This is a genomic window from Priestia sp. J2 (genome assembly GCF_020790095.1).
GTDB lineage: Bacteria > Bacillota > Bacilli > Bacillales > Bacillaceae_H > Priestia > Priestia zanthoxyli.
In genome coordinates this window covers 3,372,346-3,393,261 of sequence record NZ_CP086208.1, presented here as the reverse complement: position 1 = coordinate 3,393,261, position 20,916 = coordinate 3,372,346, and the positions used below count along the sequence as shown (strand labels likewise).

Sequence of the window (20,916 nt, the reverse complement as noted above, 5' to 3'; positions counted from 1 at the left end):
TCCTTTCTTGATAAAAAATGGTTTATTTTACTAAATACCCTTATAAGCTAATAGAAAACGTTTCAGCTGTTTTAGTAGGGAATGGATTGACTCTGTGCGCCAACAACCACGACATGACCTTGTCTCATCTCTTCTATATACCGGTTTGCCTCCCTGTTAGATAAGCCGAGTGAAGCCATCTTTGAAAGAAGCTCATCTTCTCTTGAAAGAAGCATATTGACCGCCGTTTCAAAAATACCTTGCTCTGCCATTCTGTACTTTTTTGTATGTGTTGCCTCCGTTAAATGCTGAGCCCATTCTTTATCGTAGGCCAGCAGATAAATCTCTTTGCTTGTAAATCCTCTCTTTAAAAAAGAACGGATGACGCAGACTGCCTCCTCTTGGTTTTCTGCTACTTGAATGTGTTTCATACACGAACCAAACCTCCTGATAAAAGATATTTCCGAAATACATCTTCTACTCAACATGTAGCCTTTGTTTCCAACTTTAAACTTGTTTTCTATGAATTTTCTCAGATAGTAAAAGAGAATAGAAACATCATAAATTTTCAAAAAAAGATGTTTGAACTTCAAAACAGAAGGCTAAACGTAGACTATACTAAAAAGTTCCATCAAAAATAGGAGGAGATTAAAATGAATTTACAAGATCAACAAACACAAGGTCAGCCCCAGCAAACGCAAGACCGCCAGCCGGGTATTGAAAGCGAGATGAATCCTCTCCCTATTTATGAGGATGATAATTATATTGGTACAGGAAAATTAAAAGGAAAAGTAGCGCTAGTTACCGGAGGAGACAGCGGAATTGGACGAGCAGTATCCATTGCTTATGCGAAAGAAGGAGCGGACGTAGCCATCGTTTACTTAAACGAACATAGCGACGCCGAGGAAACAAAAGCCCGCATTGAAGAAGAAGGTGTAAGATGCTTGCTGATTGCAGGAGACGTAGGAGACGAATCATTCTGTAACGAAGCGGTAGAAAAAACGGTGAGTGAGCTTGGAAAGCTTGATATCCTTGTGAACAATGCAGGAGAGCAGCATCCAAAAGAAAGCATTAAAGAAATTACGAGTGAACAGCTTGAACGAACGTTCAAAACGAACTTTTATTCATACTTTTATTTTACGAAAAAAGCGCTTGATTATTTAGGAAAAGGCAGTGCCATCATTAATACAACGTCCATTAATCCTTACCGCGGGAATCCTCAGCTGATCGATTATACGGCGACAAAAGGTGCAATTAACGGCTTTACGCGCAGTATGGCGCAAGCGCTTGTCAAAGACGGTATTCGTGTGAACGGCGTAGCGCCGGGACCAATCTGGACACCGCTTATTCCGTCTACTTTCTCAGGGGATAAAGTAGGAGAATTCGGTACAGATACACCGATGGGCAGACCTGGACACCCTGTAGAACACGTGGGCTGCTATGTGCTGCTAGCTTCAAATGATTCATCTTATATGACGGGTCAAACGCTTCATGTCAACGGCGGAGATTTCATGAACACATAATTGCTTCACCTATTATAAAGGAGGAGAAAACGATGGGAGAGCGCCAGAAAAGATCTATTTCAAATACACCAAAAAAACGAGATGAAACGGAGCAGCGTGTAACAGATCAAGACGAAACGTTGTTTGAACGTTTTAAAGAAGAAGAAACGGTGGATCCTATGCCAATGGAAGATATAAGACTTGAACAAAAAGAAGAGAAAAATAAAACAAAAACAAAAGATGAATCGGGTTCTGAAAACATCCATCATCGAAAATAAAAAACAGCCTTCTCGGGCTGTTTTTTTATCTGTGTTTCTATATTAATGAGCATTAGAAGCAATGACAATTTTTGAATCATCTTCTAATGCCTGAGCAAGATTCGATTTAATTCGTATATGGTCAAAACTTAAACCAAGCTGCATCGCAGTAGTGGCTAATTCAGGACGAATGCCCGATAAAATCGATTTAACGCCAATTAAATCAAGCGCATTTATCAGCTGAAACAGCTCATGCGCGACCATTGTATCGATCATCACCACTCCTGACAAATCAATATACAAATGAGAGATTTGCTTCTCGGCACACTGTTTTAACGTGCTTTCTAGGATCATTCTGGCCCTTGCCGTATCAATATCTCCGACTAACGGTAAAAGAGCCACGTCTTTTTTAATCACAATAACAGGTGAACTTAATTCATGAATCATTTCCTGCTGAGAGCGAAGGCGGTTTGAGGCATATTCCTGCGCTTCTGTGATGAATTTCAAAATAATAATATCAAATACCCGTACTACTTTTTCATTCCACATATCGATATGCTGCTGAGTGATGTCATCATGAAGTTCTGCAAATCGGCGAATATACTCACAGTATTGTTTGCGGACGTTCATAAATTCTTTAATAATACTTTGAATGGGGGTTCTGAGATGCTGTTGGTCTTTGGCAACTTTATTTAGCCACGTGTTAAAAGAGTCAAAAAAGCTTTTTTCATCTTCTATAAAGACGTTGCTAATATATAAATGAAATTCATAGTTTTGCGCTTTTAAGCGTTGAATGACGTCAGGATCATTAGAGGTATATACGCCTTCAGAAGATGTTTTATCCAAAGATTCATACCATTCTTCCGTCATAGTTGGTGCGCTTTCTAGCAGATAAGAACGTAAAGCGATATCTTTCTTCACTGTTATTCTCCTCTCAAACTGATAAAACATGCGCAGGTGCGCAACGTATTTATTATAGCATCTTTTTTATAAAGATGGATATGAAATGTATGTTTATTTTGCGTGTGAGGTTTTAAGTGATTGTATATAGGGAAAAATTTTAATAAAAGGGGAAAGAGGGAAAGTATGAATACCGTGACGAGCGATCAGTGGAAATGGTATCAGTTTGATTTAGAAGAAGCCGATGGAATAGCTGATATAATCAAAGACTATCAGTATCCAAGAGATGAATGGTTTTGCCAGCAGCTTCAAAAGAAAAATTCTAATCATATTCAAGTAGATGTAATAGGAGAAAGTGAGCTCATTTATGGTTCACTGATTTATCATAAGAAGTCGTTTGATCAAAAAAATTACGATTCGTTTCATTTTTATATTACTGAGGAATTTATTATAACGGCAGGAATCGATTTGAAAATCCTTGAGAACACCAATCACGAACGAATGATTGAACGCATGAAGCAGGCTGCTAACACGGCGGAAAGTTTTTTTATTCTTTTAGGCGAAATTATGAAAAAACACTTAAATGGATTTGATCAGTTTGAAAGTCATTTCAGAGAGCTTCTGTGGGAAGTGCGCCATAATAATAACATCGACGTGTTAGATGAAATTCATAAAGCGCGCTATGACCTGCTTATATGGACAAATTTAATCAGTTCTGTTCGAGAAGTCACAATGGGAATCGAAGAAGCGTTTCATAAAAAAATTAACCAAACGATTCAATATCAGCGAATGTGTAAAAAAATAGAAATTGGCCTCACGCTGATTGAACAATATCAAAAAGAATTTGACGCGTTAATTAAATTAGAAGAAGTTGTGTCTACTCACAGAGGAAATGAGATTATGAAAGCTTTAACGCTTTTAACAGCAATTAGTACGCCTTTAACCGCTTTTGGAGCCCTTTGGGGAATGAACTTTAAAGGGATGCCGGAGCTTGATTGGAAGTTTGGCTATATCTATGCACTCATTTTAATCGTTCTTTCGACCATTGCCATTTATCTCTATTTACGAATGAAAGGGTGGACGGGCGATCTGTTAAAAGGAAGAAAAAAGAACTCATTTTTTAAATAAGCTTTAATAAAAGAGGTTGAGACATAACGAAATGAATCCAATCTAAAGGCGAACAAAGGAGATACATGAGCTGGACTGCTTATGACACCGCAGTTGATTTCCGTGCAAAGCTTCGCTTTCCGCGGGCGGCCGCTGAGCCTCCTCGTCGCTTGCGCTCCTGCGGGGTCCATCTGTTCCGCTTTTCCCGCAGGAGTCTTCGCCTTGCCCTCCAATCAACTGCTAGAAGGAACAAAATAGATTAAACTATATTCACCATCACAAAAAACGAACCACTCATCAAACATGTTGATTAATGGTTCGTTTTTCACTTTGGCTAAACTATTTTTGTTCCAGCCTCTTTGTTGTTTGTTATCCTCGCCTCCACGTCGTCGGCTCACCTGAACGAAGGCATCTTGGAAATAAATCATTTTCTTTTAGCTTTACTTGATTGCCGTTTTCATCGGTATAGCGACCGGTTTGTGGAACCAATTCGCCGGTTGAAAAGGCGTCATCTACGGGCTTCCACGTCGTTGATTCACGTGTGTGGGGGCAAGGTGTAAAAAGATCATCTTTTTGAAAAAGTTTAATTTCACCTTCCGCACAAATGTAAGCGCCCGATTCTGGTACAGCTTCACTCGTTCGATAAATGTTCTGTACAGTCTTCACACGCATCCAACCTTTCTTTTTGATTAGTTGTATTTTAATGTTCCTGTCGTGGCGTCCATGTACGTGCGGTCTTCTATAATATCCGAGTCATCTAGCTTTCTAAAAGGAGCGCAGTAGCAGACAACACCCGTCTCGATTTCAATTTCTTGAAATCCGTATGCACGGCAAAGGTATTCGCCGACCTCGCTTGGAGCTGGATGCGTATCCAGCTCATCTAACGCTTCATTAAACATCTCTAAAAATTCTTTTTTTGAAAATTTTTTCTCATGATGCAGTGTTACTGGGTCTCCAGAATCTGTTCCTTGTGCTAACGCGTAAAAATACATCGTCCTCACTCCTTGCATATATATAGTCGTGCTTTTGCTGAAATGTAGAAACATTGATTGTTAGTTAGTAAATTCCCTTAAATAAACAAAATAAACGCATCTGGAAGAAAACGGTTTCTTTATGGTTATGATCTTAGAGAGAATTCAGCGCTATCAGCGTTTGATAGCAAGCTGCCACAGGGTGATAATCGGCTTTAGGAGCCGGGCTTTTTTTCGAGCTGTAGCGTTCGTTTTGCTGATTTAACAGCTGATACCAGCCTCCATATGTGTGATCGATAAAGTGTTTCTGAGAGTAGGAGAACAGGGCGTCGTATGCTTTCCAATATCCGCTGTCTCCGGTTTTTACCCCGAGCAGTGAAGCCGCAGAAATGGCTTCGGCCATCACCCAGTAGTTTTTATCCGGGTCAATGACCTCTTCTTGAGGAGACAGCGCAAAGTAAAGACCTCCGTACTTAGCATCCCAGCCTCGGTTCCAGCCCTTATCAAACAAATACTTTGCACGTTCTGTCATCCAGTTTTCCGAACGGTGCCGATCAAGCCATAAAAGCAGCTTGCTCCATTCAAACTGATGTCCTGGTATAAAGCCGTACGGACGAAATTCATCTTTTGTGTTGTTTTTATTGTAGTCCCAATCTGGCTGCCAGTCTGTATCATAATGCTCCCAAATCATACCGCCAGATCGTTCAGCAAGCTGCTGAGTAACGCCTTTTGCAAGCGTGTATGCCCGGTCTACGTATTTTTTATCTCTTGTTGCTTCAAAGGCAGAAAGCATCGCTTCACACATATGCATGTTTGCATTTTGGCCCCGATAGAAAGAAGAAGCTGACCACGATGCGTCCCATTCGTCTCGGTAAAAGCCGTGCGCATCTTCCCAAAAGTACTTTTCCATCACGTCATATACCTGTTCAATTGTTTCTTTTGCTTCTTGAATACCGGCTTGATACGCGATGGAAGAAGCTAAAAGAGCAAAAGCGTGGCCATATGCTTGTTTAGAATCATCTTTTACTTCTCCGTCATCGGTTATTTCAAAAAAATACCCGCCGTTCTCTCTATCATAATGGTTGTTTTGTAGAAAACGAATGCCGTGCTGAGCTGCTTCTTTGCACCAATCCGGTCCGTCTAAAAGAGCCCCTACACTGAAGATATAAATAAAGCGCGCCGTACTTACTAAGTGCTTTGAATGCGTGTTGTTGACGGTGCCGTCGTCGTAGTATTCATGGATATACCCGCCGTTTTTTTGGTCAATACAAGCTGGGTAGTAGAAATGAAGCGTATCAAAAATATGCTGTTTTAATGTGTGAGGTTTTCGAAACGCAGTTGAGGAAAAATCCGTTGCCGTGTTCATTTTATCACCATCTCAATCTTTGTTTTTAATTGTTTTTTACCCTAAGCCATTAGGAGTAAACGTAAGGGTTTTTTTGCTTTTTTTGCTCTATTATTCTATTTTTGTTGAAAATGTATCAGTTTGGAAACAAGTTTGAAATATTTTGATATACTTTTGACACGATTATCCGGTATTCTAAAAGTACGTGCTAGCTGGAACGAACAAATGTACAGAGCCTCTAGACGTCAAATGATTTTATTTAGTGTGGCTAGTTTAAGATTGAGCTTAAACATCGGATCCTGTTTTCACTTAATCTATTAAACTGGCAACATGTATTTCTATTATATTTTGCAAATGAGGTATAAAAAATGACAGAAGTGAACAAACAAAGATTTTACAAAAAATTAGCGGTAACAGGTCTTGCTTTTACACTTGTAGGGGCAGGAACTCTAGGTCTTCATTCTTTACATTTTACGGGTGAGCCAACTGTCGCAAGCGCAGCGGCGGAAACATATACAACCACGGCGAATTTAAACATTCGAAGCGGCCCATCGACGTCCAACGCAATTATTGCAACGGTTAAACAAGGCACGCAGCTAATGGTAATTGGACAAGCAGCAAGCGGCTGGCTGAAAGTAAGCTATCAAGGCAAAACGGGCTACGTAAGCAGTGAGTATGTTAAAAAGTCAGCGAGTTCAACGACCAAAACCTATGTAACAACGGCAAATTTAAATATTCGAAGCGGTCCATCTACGTCAAGCGCGATTGTTGTAACGGTCAAACAAGGCACGCAGCTAACGTCGACAGCACAAGCAGCGAACGGCTGGCTAAAAGTAAGCTATCAAGGCAAAACGGGTTACGTGAGCACGCAGTACGTAAAAGAATCAACGGGTTCTTCTGAACCAGCTCCAGCTCCGGAGGCTTCTGTCTATGTGGCAACGGCGAATTTAAATGTTCGAACAACTGCTTCAACTTCTGGTGCGGTTACGGCAACACTGAAAGCCGGCACACAGCTCGACGTAACGGCTAAAGCAGCAAACGGCTGGCTAAAAATTACGTATCAAGGGAAGGTTGGCTATGTAAGCGGTCAATACGTACGAGCATTAGCTGGGATGAAAGTGGTTTCGAACCCTGAAAGTATACAAGTTGTTGTGAATAAACAAAACAAGCTTCCGGAAAACTACGTTCCGAAAGATTTAGTATATACAACGATTCCGTTTACATTCAAAGAACAAACGGAAAAGAAAAAAATGCGCAGTGAAGCAGCCGCTGCTATTGCACAGTTATTTGCAGGTGCGAAAAAACAAGGCGTTACGCTTCTTGGCGTATCAGCTTACCGTTCACATGCAACGCAAAGCGCGCTTTTTAGTTCGTATGTTCAACGAGACGGTTATGATAAAGCGGCAACTTATAGCGCCTTGCCAGGCACGAGTGAACATGAAACGGGTCTTGGAATTGATGTAACAAAAGGAGACGGCACATGTGCTGCTCAAGACTGCTTTGGCGGAACAAAAGAAGCAGCTTGGCTCGATGCCCACGCAGCCGAATATGGATTTATTATTCGTTATCCAAAAGGGAAAGACGCGGTAACCGGCTATAAATATGAGCCGTGGCATTTACGCTATGTAGGCAAACCAGTGGCGCAGGCGATTAAGAGTAAAGGCATTACGCTTGAAGAATATTACGGAATTAAGTAGGTTTAAAAAAGAGGCTGGAATAAAAGTAGCTTAGTTGACGGAAGATCCGAACGCGTTTGATTTAGAATCAAACGCGTTCGGATCTTTTTATTGTTGTGGTAAAGATAGCTTTCATGTATGTAGGTGCTTCTAGTGGTTTGTTATGCCTCAATCTCTTTTATTTTTGTTCATCATGTTTACCTTTCTTGTGAAGGAGGGTAGGTAATGATACAAAAGAACTACTGTTTGTACATTTAAAGTTGAGTTTGTGTGTGAAAAGATCTAGTGTATATTTCATACAGAAGTGTAAAGTACAGGGGGCGTTCATCTGTGAAAAAACGAAGGAGATGCATCCTATCATGTTGAAAGATCATATGTTTGAATTTTATTTTGATCAAATGAATGAGCTGGTTTTTTTGGCGGAAGTAAAGAACCAGCATCTTTATTATAAAAAAATGAATAAAGCGGCTGCTAAGCTTGTACGGTACCAAGGAGAAGCGGGCATGCGGCTAGAAAGCGTACTCCCTGAGCGGGCGTATCACTCCCTTTACCCTTACTATATAAAAGCGATGGAAACAAAAAAGCCAGTTACCTACCATGACATAAATACCTTCTCAGATGCAGCTGAAGCGTTTGAAACAACGCTTACCCCCATTTTTGATGATACCGACAATAGTACGCACTTATTAGTGATGAGTAAAAATATCCAAAAGTTAAAAAAAGATTTAGCCCAAAGTATGGAGCGGTATAAGTCGCTTTTTATGAACCATGAAAACGCCATATGTATGATGGATTTAAGCGGTAAAATTGTTCAAGCAAATCCTGCCTGTGAGCAAATGTTCGGCTACGATACGCAAGAGATCATCAATAGTTCTTACATGCAGCTTCTAAAAGAGCTGAAGATTGATGTCCGTGCTTTGCCTTTGCATCACATCATATACGACCAAAGCTACAGCAAAGAAATCCAAGCGTGGCACAAAGAAAAAGGAATGATTTATTTATATGTTACAAACGTGCCCATCATCGTGGAAAATGAATGGATGGGTATTTACTTGATTGCTCAGGACGTTACGAAAGAAAAGGTAGCTGAAATAAAGCTGGAAAACACGGTGAAAGATTTAGCAAACATGAAGTATGCCCTTGATGAGTCCGCAATCGTAAGCGTCCTGGATCCATATGGAACGATTAGGTATGTCAATGATATGTTCTGTACAATATTTGGCTATGAAAAAGAAGAGCTAATCGGACAATCATACAAGTTATTTGATGTAAGCTATGACCTTCGGGTTCTTGAAAGTATTGGCCAAGGAAAGGTTTGGAGAGGGCAAGTCAAAAGCATAACAAAAGAAGGCGTCATCGTGTGGAGCCATAAGACCATCGTTCCGCTGACCGATATTCATCACCGAATCTCAAGCTACGTGCTGATTCAAACTGATATTACTGCGCAAAAAAACCTAGAAAATCAGCTGAAGTTTAAGGCGTTTCATGACAGTTTGACGGGGGTGCCGAATCGAATGATGCTGCAAAAACAAGTGCAGGCTGCGATCGAGCAAAAGGAAAGATTTGGCCTGCTGTTTTTAGACTGTGATAATTTTAAAGAAGTGAACGATCAATTTGGTCATGATATCGGCGATGCATTTTTAATCCAGTACGCACATCGCTTAACGTCTTGCATTCGCACATGTGACGAAGCTTATCGCCTCGGAGGGGATGAATTTGTTATCTTGCTTCGGCACATTGAAAGGCGCGAGGAAATCCAGCAGATCATGGAACGAATTCACCGAGAGCTTCAAAAAGAATGGAGTATTGAATCCTGCATTTTTACAGCTACATCGACCATTGGAGCCGCTTATTATCCAGAAAACGGAGAGTCGTTTCAAGAACTGCTAAAACAGGCGGATCAAGCGCTGTACGAAGGAAAACGACAGGGGAAAAATAACGTGAATTTCTATAAAAAAAACCAATCTGTAGCCGATTCTATAGATAAAGAAAGTATTGTTTAATATAGAAAGGATAAATATGAATAAACATAAATTAATGGTTGTTTTATCAAGCGGAGCAGTGATACTTTCTCTGCTCATACATATCATTCATCGTATTTGGCCGATGGAGATGTCCGGCATGTCGATGGAACATAATTCAGCGCCAGGCGAAGTGTCATTGATCTTTTTGATGCTTCCTATTGTTTTTCTTGGTGTGCTGCTTGTACTGTATGTTAAAAAGCATGAGCTAGTACCTGCGTTTGTGACGCTAACGCTCACGTTTTCAAGCATCAGCACGGTTATAGGCGGAGGAGGAATGGTTGAGTATCACTTTTCAATTTTTATGGTGATAGCCATTCTTTCCTACTATGAAAATGTAAAGCTATTATTGTTAATGACGGGTATTTTTGTCGTCGAGCATCTAGTGGGATTTTTCGTGCCATTTTTTACACCGATTATTTTCGGAACGTCTTCTTATTCCTTTTCGATGCTTTGCCTTCACGCCGCTTATCTGATTTTTACATCAGGGGCAACCGCTTGGCAAATTACTTCAAAGAAAAAATACACAGAACAGCTTCAGCAGCAAAATAAACAAAAGCAGCACATCATTTATGACATGATGAAAAAGCTGCATGAAACGAATGGTCAGGTAAGACAAACGGTTGCTGACTTAAAGGAAAGCTTAGAAGAATCGCAAGCAGCGAGTCATCATACGACGGCTTCAATGCAAGAACTAGCCGCAGGAGCGGACCAGCAGGTAATAATGGCTCAAAAAAGCAGTGAGTTTCTAGAAGAGATGACGCAAGGCGTAACCAAAATAGCCGAGGCTTCAGCGGCAGTCAGCGAAGCTTCTGATCAAACAGCAAATGAAGCCGTGCAGGGAAAAGAAAAAATTCAAGAAGCCATTCAACAAATTCATACAATCGATTCTTCTGTTCAGCATGCAGCTAGCGTTATTCATCAGTTAAAAGAACGTTCTGCAGAAATCAACGATATTATGAGTGTGATTTCAGGCATTGCTGCACAAACAAATCTACTGGCGCTAAATGCTGCAATTGAAGCAGCGCGCGCAGGCGAACATGGTAAAGGGTTTGCGGTCGTAGCAGCGGAAGTTCGCAAACTTGCAGAACAATCCAATCAGTCAGCCGAACAAGTAGCAAGACTCATTCAGCATATTCAGCAAGAAACGTTTCAAGCCGTAGCATTCATTCAATCAGGAACTGCTGATGTAAAAAACGGTATTTTACTAGCCAACGAAGCGGAAAATGTTTTTAATCGAATCGCCGACGCATCTACGTACGTTCACGAACAAATTCAGCAAACGGCTGCTTCCGCACAGCAAATAGCAGCCGGATCTACGCAGGTGCTCCATGCCGTCAGCGAGATGACCGCTTTTGCGAACCAATCAGCGGCAAGTAGCAGCAGCATTTCTTCTGCTTCCGTGCGTCAGCTGGAATCGCTGCAGACTATCGACCAAACGGCGGAATTTTTAAGTGAGTTAGTTGAAGAGCTTGGCAGCGTAACGGAAAAGTTAGCGAAGCAAGCGTGAGTGAGGTAGAGCAGATGACGTAGACGTACATAATTTTTAGCCTCTTCATTAGAAATACGATTCGCTTATTTTCCAGTTATATGTGATAAAATGGAAGGATAAGTAATTCATCTTTTATATGGGGGAATGGCATATGGATAGAATGGAAGAACTTACACAGGCCGCAATGAGTGGAAATAATGAAGAAATAAAAGTTTTGATTGGTGAAAACCCTGCACTTATTAATGAATTTAATTTAGACGGATGGACACCGCTTCACTTAGCCTCGTATTTTGGGAAAGAAGAAACTGTAAAACTATTGCTATCATTAGGAGCGAACATGAAAGCTCGGGCGAAAAATAGCAATGAAAATATGCCGCTTCACGCAGCTGTTGCCAATAAACAGACAAAAGTGGTAGAGATTTTATTACAGGGCGGTGCAGACAGCAACGCCAAGCAAAGCGGCGGATGGACAAGCCTTCACGAAGCTGCCCTACTCGGCGCAGAAGACATCGTCAAACTTTTAGTTGAAAACGGAGCTCAGATTCAGGTGAAAAAAGATGATGATCAAACGCCGCTTGATGTAGCGATAGAGAATGGACAAGAAAATGTAATAAATCTATTAAAAAATTATGTAAATACCAACGCTTAAAAAATTTTCTGCCTTTAGATCACTGAATTTAGTACAAATCCCCTTTTTTGAGATATGAAGCTATCTGCAAAAGGGGATTCATACTTTTCTCTAAAAGCTAATGTTCCATTTGTTTAGTTGTTTGTTGGAGAAGGAAATCTTGCTGCTTCAAAATGTGAGCCATCTTCGGATGTGACGATTGTACCGGCTATGCTGCTTTGAACAAAAACTTCAACGCGGTCTCCAGCTTCTAAATTATAAATAGTAGAAACGGATACCGCATTAACAAACGGTGTGTTCCCGCCAAAGAAATCGTTATCGATAGCAATAGCGGTTGTCCCATTTACACGTATTTCAATGCGAGTTCTATAATCTAGCATCTGGTCGTTAGGAGAGAATCCAATTGTAGCAATGATGGAATATACGCCATCTTTTTTGGGGCGGAAGGTAGAAGTAATCGGGTTATATTCATTTGCTAAATCAAATTGTTCAGTTGGGAAAACGGCTTTTACAAACGTATTTGCAGGAACATTTTGAGGCATCGTTAAATTGAGCGCTCTAAATGCTGACTCCCGTGTACTTCCTTTTTTGTCTTTATCTTCTTTACATTTAGAAGCCCAATCATGTGACTCCTCATACAAATCCTCTGCGCGTCCATAAGTCCAAACTTGTGATTCTTCAGAGCTATCTTCTTCGTGACCATAAGCCCAGCCGCGTGCCTCCTCAGGAGCATCTTCTTGATGCTGCTCTTTCTTATTGTTAAGGGAAGCTTTCTTCCTGTGAGGATAAGATTTTTCTACATAATATTTATCATCTTTATCATTGTAATGGAAATAATACTTTTTTATAATAATCACCCTTTCTTTGCAGTACTCTATACTGTATTCACTCATAGAGGAAATGTTTGGATACTTGTCCGACAACTTTAGAACTGTGTTTTTTAATAGCCACTAGTAACTAATTTTGAATGTAGAAGTATTTGCATCATAAAAGACACCTCGTTCGAACGAAAGTCGAAGAGGTGTTTTTATTCGAAGAGTATTCGATTCGAGAGTCTACTCATAACCTGTATGTAAATGTCACTCTATTAGTCAACAGGGTGTACTTTTATAGCGCTGGGTCCTTTAGCTCCTTCTTGGATTTCAAACTCTACTTTTTGTCCTTCTGACAGGTTTTTATATTCCTCACGGTCGATCGCATTAGAGTGAACGAACACTTCTTTTGATCCGTCCTCGGGTGTGATAAATCCAGATCCTTTTGGTTCATTGAACGATTTAACGGTTCCTTTATGTTTGCTCATTGATAAATCCCCCTCATAAGTATAGAAATAATTTCTTAATAGGTTTTTACCCAAACGCTGAAATCTCAATCATTTTTATGATCGTTATACCGATTAGAAGAGTCGGGAAAAGCAAATAGGGAGGGCTTAACAATTTTTTCATTTCAGTTATATTTTTATATTGTCTGTGATATAACTATTGTTATAAAATGTAATCGTTAATTCTGCTAACTAAAGGAGATAAAGAAAAAAATGAGGGATGAGTTGTTATATATAGGGAAGAAAATTATCGATAATAAACAGGAATTAGCGATACAATTTTCTGATCTGATGGACTCTGAATATAAGCGGAAGCTTGTTTACCATGAAGAAAGCGAAGTTTTAAAATGGAGAGCAGAACTCATTGAGTATTTAGGCGAGTCGTTATTCGAAGAGCACTCGGTCGTTTTAAAGAAAATCATTCAGTGGGGTACAGATATAGGAAAAGTGGCTGTGGAAAACGGACTTTCGTTGAGTCAAACGTTAAAATCACTCGCGCTGTTTCGAACAGTGATATGGGGCGTTTTTACAGAAGAGCTGCAGCAGAAGCAGTTTGCTCCTATTACGATGCTTGATGTAAGTAAAAAAATTGATCCGATGCTTGATGAGCTTAATCATATATTTGTCGAAATCTATGAAGAACATAATACCGAAACCATAAAACGAGCTTATGCAGCGCTAGAAGAATTATCAGTTCCCATCGTTCCTCTTTCTGAAGGAATCGCTGTGATGCCAATCGTTGGACAAATTGATACGCATCGTTCGCAGCTTATTATGGAAACGGCTTTAGAAAAAAGCGCTCAGCTGCAGCTGAGTTATTTAATATTTGATATTTCAGGTGTTTTGATCGTCGATACGATGGTAGCGGACAATATTTTTCAAATTGTAAAAGCCTTACAGCTTATCGGCACTAAAACGATGATTACTGGAATACGTCCGGAAATCGCGCAAACCGTTGTTGATTTAGGCGTCGATTTTGGAACAATCAAAACAAGAGCAACGCTAGAAAAAGGTCTTGAAGAAATAGGCTTCAGTAAACTGCCAGAAAATCCGCAAAGAAAACCAAACAAATGGCCTTTTCAATAAATAAAAAAAGTAAGAGGCTTAGACAAAGTATGTTAGTTGAAGTCAAACCCGAACCATTAATTTGATTGATGGTTCGGGTTTTTTTGTTGTTATGGTTGTTGTTATGGTGAGCGTAGGTTTCATGTATGTAACTGCTTCTAGCTGGTGATTGGAGAGCAAGACGAAGACTCCTGCGGGAAAAGCGGAACAGGTGAGACCCCGCAGGAGCATAAGCGACGAGGAGGCTCACCGGCCGCCCGCGGAAAGCGAAGTCCTGCACGGAAATCATCAGCGGTGTAAAAAGCAGTCCAACTCATTTATCTCATTTGTTCGTCTTTCGATTGGGTTGATTCAGTTATGTTTCCATCTCTTCGTTTTCTCGTGTCTCTAAAAAATAAAAGAAAGGCTTATATTACGAAAAATTTAAGAGGAAGTCACGGCGTCACATGTTACATTCTTTGTAAAAAGGGGTACTGGTAAAAAGAAGCATTTCAAGCGCTTTTCAATTACATTAGCCGTCTAAAATTAATTAATTGTCAATTTCGAATAACATAAATTATTTAAATACTTAGACAAACAAATGAGGAAAATATATACTTATTAGTGTTGTCACGAAAAGATAAAGGGGAGAAACAAGGATGGATATCAAACGTCAAAACGTTGATTTTGGTAACTCAATTTTTCAAACGCTAGTGGATGGTTATTACTATGAAATTCCTACAAACGTAGTAGAAATCACAAAAGATCAGGCAGAGGGGCATTTTCCTTCAAGTGTAAATGAACCGGAATTACTTCTTCAAAATTTACTGATTTCTACCACAATTGAAGGGGTTGAAAAGTATTATTTAGTAGGAGACGCCGCAGAGAAACACGTGCTAGGCAATATCCATATTAATAAGTTACATAATAAAACTGAATCTGATATTCCTTATGTGATGTTTTTAGCTTCAGTTGCTTATTACAACATACTTAAAGGAAAAGACAAAGAGGATAATCATGTGACGATTAATTTTTTCTCGACTATGCTTCCGATTTGGCTGCTTAAGAAAACAAATAAATTCAGTGAAATGCAGCAGAAGATGGCCGAACGTTTTCAAGGAGAGCATACAGTAACGGTATTGACTCCTGGGTTAGAAAAAACGGTCACTGTGAACATTGAAACGAGCAAATGCCGTATTGAAAGCGAAGTGGCTCGCTGGGCGATCAAAAAAGATTTTGAATTACAAGATAGAGAAGAAGCAAATGCATTCAAACATTTTGAAACATTGATTGTAGATTTGGGCGGAGGTACGGTTGACCTGGCACTGCTTCCTGCAGGACTTCAAGCTCCTAAAAGCAGAAATTCGTTGAAGTGTCTTACGGATATTTCATATTTGAAGCATATTGAAAAGCTAAGAAATGAAAAGCTGCTTGAGTATTTTGATGATGTTCGTTCATTAGAAGAATTTATTATTGCCAATATCCATAAAGCAAAAATGGAGCAAAGAGACGGCAACAGCGGGAAAAAAGTCGATCTCACGGAGCCTATTCACGCTTCGCTTAGAGAATACACGCAAATTTTATTAACAAAAGTTGAAAATCTATTTCCATCGCCAAAAGATAAAGTCTATAAATATATTTATATTGGAGGACTGGCTCCTATCCTTCAACAGTTTATTGCAGAGCAGATTGATAACATGTATGGGGAAGAAATCAGAGAAGAAAACCATCTTTTCTTGCCGGAGACACGAAAGTTAAATTTATACGGTCTTGAAATTTTAAGCAGACATGAAACAAACGCAGCGGTTCACGCTTAAAAAGGGGGAGCCATACATGAGTCATCAACACATTCGCCTTAAGGAAGCACTAGACGATTGGTACGGTCAGCTAAGCTCCCAGGTGGCTGCACCATTTTACTTATTATCAAATGCGTTTCTAACAGCTGGGAATCTATCAGCAGATATGATGGGAGCAAGGGGAAAGACCGTAAGTAATAGAGATGAACATGCAAGTTTTACAATTGAAACTGCTGACATTCCGTCAGAAGTGTCTTCATTTCTAAAAGAAAAACAGCAGGCAAACGAGCTGCAGGACTATATAGTGAGACTCATACAGCAAGACTTGCAAAAAATGAATAAAAAAGATGAAGTCGAGTCGCTCGTTCATTCACTTCGAAAAGAGCTGTTGGGCGAAATTGACTTGCTAAAACAAGAAATGAATTCACGTTTTGCTGCAAATCGTGAGGAATATGAGTCCTCGCAGGCAAATGAACTTCAGGATTATGTAGCGAAGCTTGTGGAACAAAACGGGCAGAAAGACAGCCGCGAAGAAGATTTTCAATCGTTAGTTCATTCATTGAGAAGCGAGCTGTTAGGAGAAATTCACTTGCTTAAAAAAGAGCTTGGCTCTGCGTCAGTTCCTTCTTATAAGCAGCTGAAGCCCGTTACAGATGAGGAAGAAACGTTTAAAGAAGGTCAATTAATTAAAAGTGAAAAAGTGACCGGAACCATTCAAGAAGATATCGATGTAGATTTCTAAACAGAAAGTAGAGGCGTGATATGCCTCTACTTTTATTATTTTTCTATTAAAAATGGAGCTGGGGCAAAAGTATTTTTGCTAAAGGAAGATCCGAACGAGTTTGATTCTTGATTGTGAATCCAACTTGTTCGGTTTTTTATTGGTATGCTGAATGTAGGTTTCATGTGTTTAAATGCTTCTAGCTGTTGATTGGAGGGCAAGGCGAAGACTCCTGCGGGAAAAGCGGAACAGGTGAGAGCCCGCAGGAGCGCAAGCGACGAGGAGGCTCATCGACCGCCCGCGGAAAGCGAAGCCTTGCACGGAAATTAACAGCGGTCCAATATAAAAGCTTTAGCGTATAAATCATAAAGCTCTTTTGTTTCTTTTTAGCTTTTTTCGAAAGTATAAGCACATATCGAATGTAGCGATGGTACAAATACTGCATTTTATCATAAACCAAAATAGAGCTTCGTTTATGCCAAATCCGCCAATCGAAGCTTTTAGTTCATTTAGCTGCCTGAGAATTAAATTTATGTCGTTTTCATAGGCCACAGTAAAAGATTTAATCACAAGCATGGTCATAATGACTGCTTCTACCGATATATATAGAACTTTTCTTGCTAGTTTAAGGGAAGGATTTACGTTTGATTTAGGAATTTTATAAAATAATTTCATCGCCCGTTTGCCTTTCAGTTATTTTAAGCTGTTTAAAAAGGTTCGTTTATTCTATAATTCTTTCTTTGGCTATAAAATCCTTTATGTATAGCAAGTTAAAAAAAGCTCGCTAGAAAAGGTCGTACACCGATTTTCTAGCGAGCTTATGTTAGTTAATGTTCTTCAGCTAAGGCATTTGCTTTTGTCACATGAACTGTGCCAAACGGATGGTTTGGAGGAGCGTAGATGGAGTAAAGCTTTAGCGGAGTGGTACCCGTATTAGTGAGATCATGCCACGTTCCGGCAGGGATAAATATCGCATCATCATCGTAGACTTTTCGTTTAAAGGTTAGGTTGTTTTTACTTTTGCCCATTTGAACAACGCCTTGCCCTTGTTCAATGCGCAGGAATTGATCAACGTTAGGGTGGATTTCTAAGCCGATATCTTCACCGGGCTTGAGACTCATTAGCGTCACTTGTAAATGTGTTCCCGTCCATAAAGCAGTGCGGTACGTATTGTTTTGCTTTGACGCTTCATTAATGTTAATAACAAATGGCCTTGGTCCGTAGTCCTTTAATTTACCGTTTCTTTGTTGAAACTGTTCGCTGGTGTGATAGTGATTCGGCACATAATAACTATATGGCTGCCAGCCATAGTACACTGGGGTCTGCCACTGATGATAATAAGGTGCATAGTGCATACTCATTCTCCTTTTCTCGTTTCATTTTTCTTTTCATCCTATGCTTTTGTCAAAACGGTTGATACCATTTGCCTTTTTGTCCGCGGTCTTTATCCACTTATTTTTTGCCCAAATCATGTAATTAATGATTTCTCTGAGCTCTTTGATTGTTTTTCGGTGGTTAAAAAATACTTTCATCACTTTAATACGATAATTCAGTAAAAAATATATCGTATGAAAACGTTTTATTTGATATAATTTTAGAAGATGAAAATTATTTTAAAGGGTGACGTTCATTGAAAGAAAAAAAACTTCAAGAATTAACTGAACATCTTAATAATTTATTCAACAATTTAATTCATGGATCTATCACAGAAGGTGAATTTAATGAGCTGTCCGAAGAGCTTTACAGGAAGCAAACGAGGCTGCGCTATGAGATAGAGTGTGAGAAAGGTTCGTATTACCGAGAATATTTTAAAGGCTAAGGCTTTGTATTAGACTGCTTTATAAGAAATAAGAAAAGACCTCCATTTAGGGGGCCTTTTCTTCACTTCTAGTAGTAAGTGGAGTGATACTTTCTATTTCAATAAGTATATTAGTATATTTACTTCATAAAAAATACAGCTGTTGAAGGTCTAAAACTCGCTATTCACCCCCAAAAACCTGTATGATAGGTTTAAGATTGCCGCATATGAGATATATGTATAGTAAAAAGGGGTGATGAGCTGTGAAGTGGTATAAAGGAGTTGTCATGCAAGTCTTAATGACAGAAATCGAAACAGCAAGAGAGCACATGGTTATGTTGGGACTTACAGAAGGTCTTACAAGTCGTAATACAGTTCGAATCAGTCAAACCCTGGATTATTTATTAAATGAACTAAGTAAAGTGATGGCCGCAGATTAATCGTATTTTATATATAAATGAAAAGAGCTGCTGATTTCACGGCAGCTCTTTATAAGTTGCCTTCACGTTTGCTTTAATGTTTATGATACTATTTATACAGTTATCTCATAGCAAAGAAAATAGGGGATTTGATTATATATATCGTATAGTAGAAACCTAGAAGATGAGTTGAAAGCACCCTTGAAAAGGGAAGCTTAGATACATAAAGCAAACGCCGTACTAAGAATGGCGATGGAGGGTATAGTGGAATGGAATATCATATTAAAGAGGCCGCTGCAAAGGTAGGGCTGCCTACGCATACGCTTCGATACTACGAGCAGCAAGGGCTTTTGCCTTTTATAAAAAGAGACGAAAACGGAAATCGTATTTTTAGCGAGTCGGATATCGAGTGGCTGGAATTTATTATTTGCTTACGAAAAACAGACATCTCTCTTTTAGAGTTACGTAAAATTGTTGAATTAACACAAGAAGGTGATGATACAATCGGTTTGCGCAAGCAGATATTTGAAAAGCATAGAGAGAAAATGATGGAAAAACAAAGAGAGCTGGACGCAGCTTTTAGAAAGGTGGAAACGAAAATTGACTACTATGATAAATTAGAGCAAAAGTACCGGGAAGAGCTTTCATCTAAAGCCTAATTTACCGTTTGTTTTTTATTTTATAAAGAAATAAAAAGCGGGCAGCTAATCCAATTAGCTGCCCGCTTTTTTCTAAACTTACAGTGTAGAAATGTCAATAACAAATCGATAGCGAACGTCGCTGCGAAGAACGCGCTCATACGCTTCGTCTACTTGATTTGCATCGATAACTTCGATCATAGGAGCAACGCCGTGTTCAGCCGCAAAATCAAGCATTTCTTGTGTTTCACGAATGCCGCCTACAAGTGAACCCGCAATGCTGCGACGTCCCATGATAAGGGAGAATACGCTGTATTGATCTGGGTTAGCAGGTGCGCCCACGTTAACAAGCGTTCCATCTACGCGAAGTAAAGATAAATATTGATCCACGTTTAAGTTAGCAGATACCGTGTTTAAGATAAGATCAAAACGACCAGCTAATTCAGTAAATGTCGCTTCATCACTTGTTGCAAAATAATGATCTGCACCAAAGCTTAGTGCTTCTTCTTTTTTATTGTTAGAACGGCTCAATACCGTCACTTCAGCACCCATTGCATGTGCAAATTGAATCGCTACATGTCCAAGGCCGCCCATTCCCACGATCGCCACTTTTTTGCCAGGGCCAGCATTCCAGTGCTTTAATGGAGAAAATGTTGTAATCCCTGCGCATAGAAGCGGACTTGCTGCATCCATACTTAAGTTATCAGGAATACGAACAACGAATCCTTCTTTTACGACGATTTTTTGGCTGTAGCCGCCGTATGTACGGTTTCCATCGTAATCCAATGAATTGTACGTTTGAACAACGCCTTTTGTACAGTATTGCTCGTCACCGTTCACACAGTACTCGCACTCTCCGCAAGAGTCAACGAAACATCCAACGCCTACGCGATCGCCAACCTTGTATTTTGTTACGTTTTCGCCAACTGCTTCAACTACTCCTGCGATTTCGTGACCAGGAACCATCGGGAACATCCCGCCGCCCCACTCATCAAATGCACTATGAATATCAGAGTGACAGATACCGCTAAACTTAATATCAATTAAAACGTCGTCTGCTCGCAGTTCTCTGCGTTCAATTGTCGTATTTTCAAATTTTGCCTTTGCGTGCGGCGCACTTAAAACACGTGATGTTGTTGTATGTTGATGATTATTACACATAAGTAAAAACACAATCCTTTCGTATTAAACATAACCAGTTGCTACTAAACGTGCATTCACTGACTACGCTTGATGTATTTAAAAACTACAATACTAGCTTAAACGTTAAAGTCGACTTTAAAGCAAGAGTTTTTTGAAAAAAA

The 20,916-nt window shown here is 39.7% G+C and carries 25 protein-coding genes and 1 pseudogene; 15 read left to right on the top strand and 11 right to left on the bottom strand.

Translation table 11 applies throughout. From position 1 onward, the window contains the following. Positions 1 to 71 precede the first annotated feature (71 nt). The gene (locus LJY09_RS17500; RefSeq protein ID WP_034264441.1) at positions 72 to 410 is read right to left on the bottom strand and encodes a YflT domain-containing protein; all 339 of its coding nucleotides are present in this window, start codon (positions 408 to 410) and stop codon (positions 72 to 74) included. Positions 411 to 632: 222 nt separating this feature from the next. Between LJY09_RS17500 and LJY09_RS17495 the strand changes: the two genes are divergently transcribed. Both LJY09_RS17495 and LJY09_RS17490 read left to right on the top strand, forming a co-directional pair. Beyond that, positions 633 to 1,502, top strand: coding sequence for an SDR family oxidoreductase (locus LJY09_RS17495; protein ID WP_155009936.1), 870 nt, complete (start codon positions 633 to 635; stop codon positions 1,500 to 1,502). Between the two features lie 32 nt (positions 1,503 to 1,534). Beyond that, entirely contained in the window at positions 1,535 to 1,759 is a 225-nt protein-coding gene (locus tag LJY09_RS17490; protein ID WP_028414694.1) for a hypothetical protein, read from the top strand. Positions 1,760 to 1,801: 42 nt separating this feature from the next. On the opposite strand, the gene LJY09_RS17485 is transcribed toward LJY09_RS17490, so the two are convergent. Further along, a complete protein-coding gene (locus LJY09_RS17485) occupies positions 1,802 to 2,659 on the bottom strand; it encodes an STAS domain-containing protein (RefSeq protein ID WP_154973911.1) in 858 nt (285 codons plus the stop codon). A gap of 165 nt (positions 2,660 to 2,824) precedes the next feature. Between LJY09_RS17485 and LJY09_RS17480 the strand changes: the two genes are divergently transcribed. Next, complete coding sequence (locus tag LJY09_RS17480; protein ID WP_099331197.1) at positions 2,825 to 3,766, top strand: magnesium transporter CorA family protein; 942 nt, start codon at positions 2,825 to 2,827, stop codon at positions 3,764 to 3,766. On the opposite strand, the pseudogene LJY09_RS27790 reads toward LJY09_RS17480, so the two are convergent. The 4 genes and pseudogenes from LJY09_RS27790 to LJY09_RS17465 form a co-directional block, all read right to left on the bottom strand. After that, positions 3,759 to 3,982, bottom strand: a pseudogene (locus LJY09_RS27790) (hypothetical protein). The gene LJY09_RS17480 and the pseudogene LJY09_RS27790 sit on opposite strands and share 8 nt — an antisense overlap. Before the next feature lie 132 nt (positions 3,983 to 4,114). Further along, the gene (locus tag LJY09_RS17475; RefSeq protein WP_016764991.1) at positions 4,115 to 4,417 is read right to left on the bottom strand and encodes a hypothetical protein; all 303 of its coding nucleotides are present in this window, start codon (positions 4,415 to 4,417) and stop codon (positions 4,115 to 4,117) included. A gap of 17 nt (positions 4,418 to 4,434) precedes the next feature. Next, a complete protein-coding gene (locus LJY09_RS17470; protein WP_048019436.1) occupies positions 4,435 to 4,737 on the bottom strand; it encodes a hypothetical protein in 303 nt (100 codons plus the stop codon). Between the two features lie 133 nt (positions 4,738 to 4,870). After that, the gene (locus LJY09_RS17465) at positions 4,871 to 6,082 is read right to left on the bottom strand and encodes an AGE family epimerase/isomerase (protein WP_098999167.1); all 1,212 of its coding nucleotides are present in this window, start codon (positions 6,080 to 6,082) and stop codon (positions 4,871 to 4,873) included. Between the two features lie 347 nt (positions 6,083 to 6,429). Between LJY09_RS17465 and LJY09_RS17460 the strand changes: the two genes are divergently transcribed. The 4 genes from LJY09_RS17460 to LJY09_RS17445 all read left to right on the top strand — a co-directional run bounded on the left by LJY09_RS17460 (position 6,430) and on the right by LJY09_RS17445 (position 11,899). Beyond that, positions 6,430 to 7,758: an SH3 domain-containing protein gene (locus LJY09_RS17460; RefSeq protein WP_228307355.1), complete on the top strand. Its 1,329-nt coding sequence runs from the start codon at positions 6,430 to 6,432 to the stop codon at positions 7,756 to 7,758. 338 nt (positions 7,759 to 8,096) lie between these two features. Beyond that, positions 8,097 to 9,740 carry a sensor domain-containing diguanylate cyclase gene (locus LJY09_RS17455; RefSeq protein WP_034328140.1) on the top strand — a complete coding sequence of 548 codons (1,644 nt, stop codon included), beginning with the start codon at positions 8,097 to 8,099 and terminating at the stop codon, positions 9,738 to 9,740. 16 nt (positions 9,741 to 9,756) lie between these two features. Next, a complete protein-coding gene (locus tag LJY09_RS17450; protein ID WP_081732906.1) occupies positions 9,757 to 11,268 on the top strand; it encodes a methyl-accepting chemotaxis protein in 1,512 nt (503 codons plus the stop codon). A gap of 133 nt (positions 11,269 to 11,401) precedes the next feature. After that, positions 11,402 to 11,899, top strand: a complete 498-nt coding sequence (locus tag LJY09_RS17445; RefSeq protein WP_028414688.1) for an ankyrin repeat domain-containing protein — start codon at positions 11,402 to 11,404, stop codon at positions 11,897 to 11,899. Positions 11,900 to 12,012: 113 nt separating this feature from the next. On the opposite strand, the gene LJY09_RS17440 is transcribed toward LJY09_RS17445, so the two are convergent. Both LJY09_RS17440 and LJY09_RS17435 read right to left on the bottom strand, forming a co-directional pair. Further along, entirely contained in the window at positions 12,013 to 12,519 is a 507-nt protein-coding gene (locus LJY09_RS17440; protein WP_028414687.1) for a hypothetical protein, read from the bottom strand. Between the two features lie 446 nt (positions 12,520 to 12,965). Then, positions 12,966 to 13,178: a cold-shock protein gene (locus LJY09_RS17435; protein WP_049165754.1), complete on the bottom strand. Its 213-nt coding sequence runs from the start codon at positions 13,176 to 13,178 to the stop codon at positions 12,966 to 12,968. 231 nt (positions 13,179 to 13,409) lie between these two features. Between LJY09_RS17435 and LJY09_RS17430 the strand changes: the two genes are divergently transcribed. The 5 genes from LJY09_RS17430 to LJY09_RS17415 all read left to right on the top strand — a co-directional run bounded on the left by LJY09_RS17430 (position 13,410) and on the right by LJY09_RS17415 (position 17,119). After that, a complete protein-coding gene (locus tag LJY09_RS17430) occupies positions 13,410 to 14,282 on the top strand; it encodes an STAS domain-containing protein (protein ID WP_228307354.1) in 873 nt (290 codons plus the stop codon). 144 nt (positions 14,283 to 14,426) lie between these two features. After that, on the top strand, positions 14,427 to 14,561 hold the full coding sequence (locus LJY09_RS27710; RefSeq protein WP_255906673.1) for a hypothetical protein: 135 nt from the start codon (positions 14,427 to 14,429) through the stop codon (positions 14,559 to 14,561). Positions 14,562 to 14,899: 338 nt separating this feature from the next. Beyond that, positions 14,900 to 16,057, top strand: a complete 1,158-nt coding sequence (locus LJY09_RS17425) for a ParM/StbA family protein (protein WP_034268326.1) — start codon at positions 14,900 to 14,902, stop codon at positions 16,055 to 16,057. 16 nt (positions 16,058 to 16,073) lie between these two features. Then, on the top strand, positions 16,074 to 16,778 hold the full coding sequence (locus LJY09_RS17420) for a hypothetical protein (RefSeq protein WP_154973903.1): 705 nt from the start codon (positions 16,074 to 16,076) through the stop codon (positions 16,776 to 16,778). Positions 16,779 to 16,963: 185 nt separating this feature from the next. Beyond that, positions 16,964 to 17,119 (top strand): hypothetical protein, encoded by a 156-nt coding sequence (locus LJY09_RS17415; protein ID WP_228307353.1) that lies wholly within the window; start codon positions 16,964 to 16,966, stop codon positions 17,117 to 17,119. Between the two features lies 1 nt (position 17,120). Here the strand turns inward: LJY09_RS17415 and LJY09_RS17410 are convergent, their stop codons facing one another. Next, positions 17,121 to 17,432: a hypothetical protein gene (locus LJY09_RS17410; protein WP_228307352.1), complete on the bottom strand. Its 312-nt coding sequence runs from the start codon at positions 17,430 to 17,432 to the stop codon at positions 17,121 to 17,123. A gap of 152 nt (positions 17,433 to 17,584) precedes the next feature. Next, entirely contained in the window at positions 17,585 to 18,112 is a 528-nt protein-coding gene (locus LJY09_RS17405) for a cupin domain-containing protein (RefSeq protein WP_049165744.1), read from the bottom strand. Positions 18,113 to 18,387: 275 nt separating this feature from the next. Between LJY09_RS17405 and LJY09_RS17400 the strand changes: the two genes are divergently transcribed. From LJY09_RS17400 to LJY09_RS17390, 3 genes are all read left to right on the top strand, one after another. Continuing rightward, on the top strand, positions 18,388 to 18,576 hold the full coding sequence (locus tag LJY09_RS17400; RefSeq protein ID WP_028414680.1) for a hypothetical protein: 189 nt from the start codon (positions 18,388 to 18,390) through the stop codon (positions 18,574 to 18,576). A 242-nt stretch (positions 18,577 to 18,818) separates the two neighbouring features. Further along, positions 18,819 to 18,995, top strand: coding sequence for an aspartyl-phosphate phosphatase Spo0E family protein (locus LJY09_RS17395; protein WP_223260221.1), 177 nt, complete (start codon positions 18,819 to 18,821; stop codon positions 18,993 to 18,995). A gap of 248 nt (positions 18,996 to 19,243) precedes the next feature. After that, the gene (locus tag LJY09_RS17390; protein WP_028414679.1) at positions 19,244 to 19,633 is read left to right on the top strand and encodes a MerR family transcriptional regulator; all 390 of its coding nucleotides are present in this window, start codon (positions 19,244 to 19,246) and stop codon (positions 19,631 to 19,633) included. 78 nt (positions 19,634 to 19,711) lie between these two features. Here the strand turns inward: LJY09_RS17390 and LJY09_RS17385 are convergent, their stop codons facing one another. Further along, entirely contained in the window at positions 19,712 to 20,773 is a 1,062-nt protein-coding gene (locus LJY09_RS17385) for an NAD(P)-dependent alcohol dehydrogenase (RefSeq protein ID WP_028414678.1), read from the bottom strand. Positions 20,774 to 20,916 lie beyond the last annotated feature (143 nt).

Bases quoted from the DNA above. Each gene is read 5' to 3' on its own strand.
- LJY09_RS17495 (WP_155009936.1), top strand. From the start codon at position 633: ATGAATTTACAAGATCAACAAACACAAGGTCAGCCCCAGCAAACGCAA.
- LJY09_RS17470 (WP_048019436.1), bottom strand. From the start codon at position 4,737: ATGTATTTTTACGCGTTAGCACAAGGAACAGATTCTGGAGACCCAGTA.
- LJY09_RS17450 (WP_081732906.1), top strand. From the start codon at position 9,757: ATGAATAAACATAAATTAATGGTTGTTTTATCAAGCGGAGCAGTGATA.
- LJY09_RS17420 (WP_154973903.1), top strand. From the start codon at position 16,074: ATGAGTCATCAACACATTCGCCTTAAGGAAGCACTAGACGATTGGTAC.
- LJY09_RS17500 (WP_034264441.1), bottom strand. From the start codon at position 410: ATGAAACACATTCAAGTAGCAGAAAACCAAGAGGAGGCAGTCTGCGTC.
- LJY09_RS17455 (WP_034328140.1), top strand. From the start codon at position 8,097: ATGTTGAAAGATCATATGTTTGAATTTTATTTTGATCAAATGAATGAG.
- LJY09_RS17385 (WP_028414678.1), bottom strand. From the start codon at position 20,773: ATGTGTAATAATCATCAACATACAACAACATCACGTGTTTTAAGTGCG.
- LJY09_RS17475 (WP_016764991.1), bottom strand. From the start codon at position 4,417: ATGCGTGTGAAGACTGTACAGAACATTTATCGAACGAGTGAAGCTGTA.
- LJY09_RS17405 (WP_049165744.1), bottom strand. From the start codon at position 18,112: ATGCACTATGCACCTTATTATCATCAGTGGCAGACCCCAGTGTACTAT.
- LJY09_RS17465 (WP_098999167.1), bottom strand. From the start codon at position 6,082: ATGAACACGGCAACGGATTTTTCCTCAACTGCGTTTCGAAAACCTCAC.
- LJY09_RS17460 (WP_228307355.1), top strand. From the start codon at position 6,430: ATGACAGAAGTGAACAAACAAAGATTTTACAAAAAATTAGCGGTAACA.
- LJY09_RS17430 (WP_228307354.1), top strand. From the start codon at position 13,410: ATGAGGGATGAGTTGTTATATATAGGGAAGAAAATTATCGATAATAAA.
- LJY09_RS17490 (WP_028414694.1), top strand. From the start codon at position 1,535: ATGGGAGAGCGCCAGAAAAGATCTATTTCAAATACACCAAAAAAACGA.
- LJY09_RS17425 (WP_034268326.1), top strand. From the start codon at position 14,900: ATGGATATCAAACGTCAAAACGTTGATTTTGGTAACTCAATTTTTCAA.
- LJY09_RS17480 (WP_099331197.1), top strand. From the start codon at position 2,825: ATGAATACCGTGACGAGCGATCAGTGGAAATGGTATCAGTTTGATTTA.
- LJY09_RS17435 (WP_049165754.1), bottom strand. From the start codon at position 13,178: ATGAGCAAACATAAAGGAACCGTTAAATCGTTCAATGAACCAAAAGGA.
- LJY09_RS17410 (WP_228307352.1), bottom strand. From the start codon at position 17,432: ATGAAATTATTTTATAAAATTCCTAAATCAAACGTAAATCCTTCCCTT.
- LJY09_RS17390 (WP_028414679.1), top strand. From the start codon at position 19,244: ATGGAATATCATATTAAAGAGGCCGCTGCAAAGGTAGGGCTGCCTACG.
- LJY09_RS17445 (WP_028414688.1), top strand. From the start codon at position 11,402: ATGGATAGAATGGAAGAACTTACACAGGCCGCAATGAGTGGAAATAAT.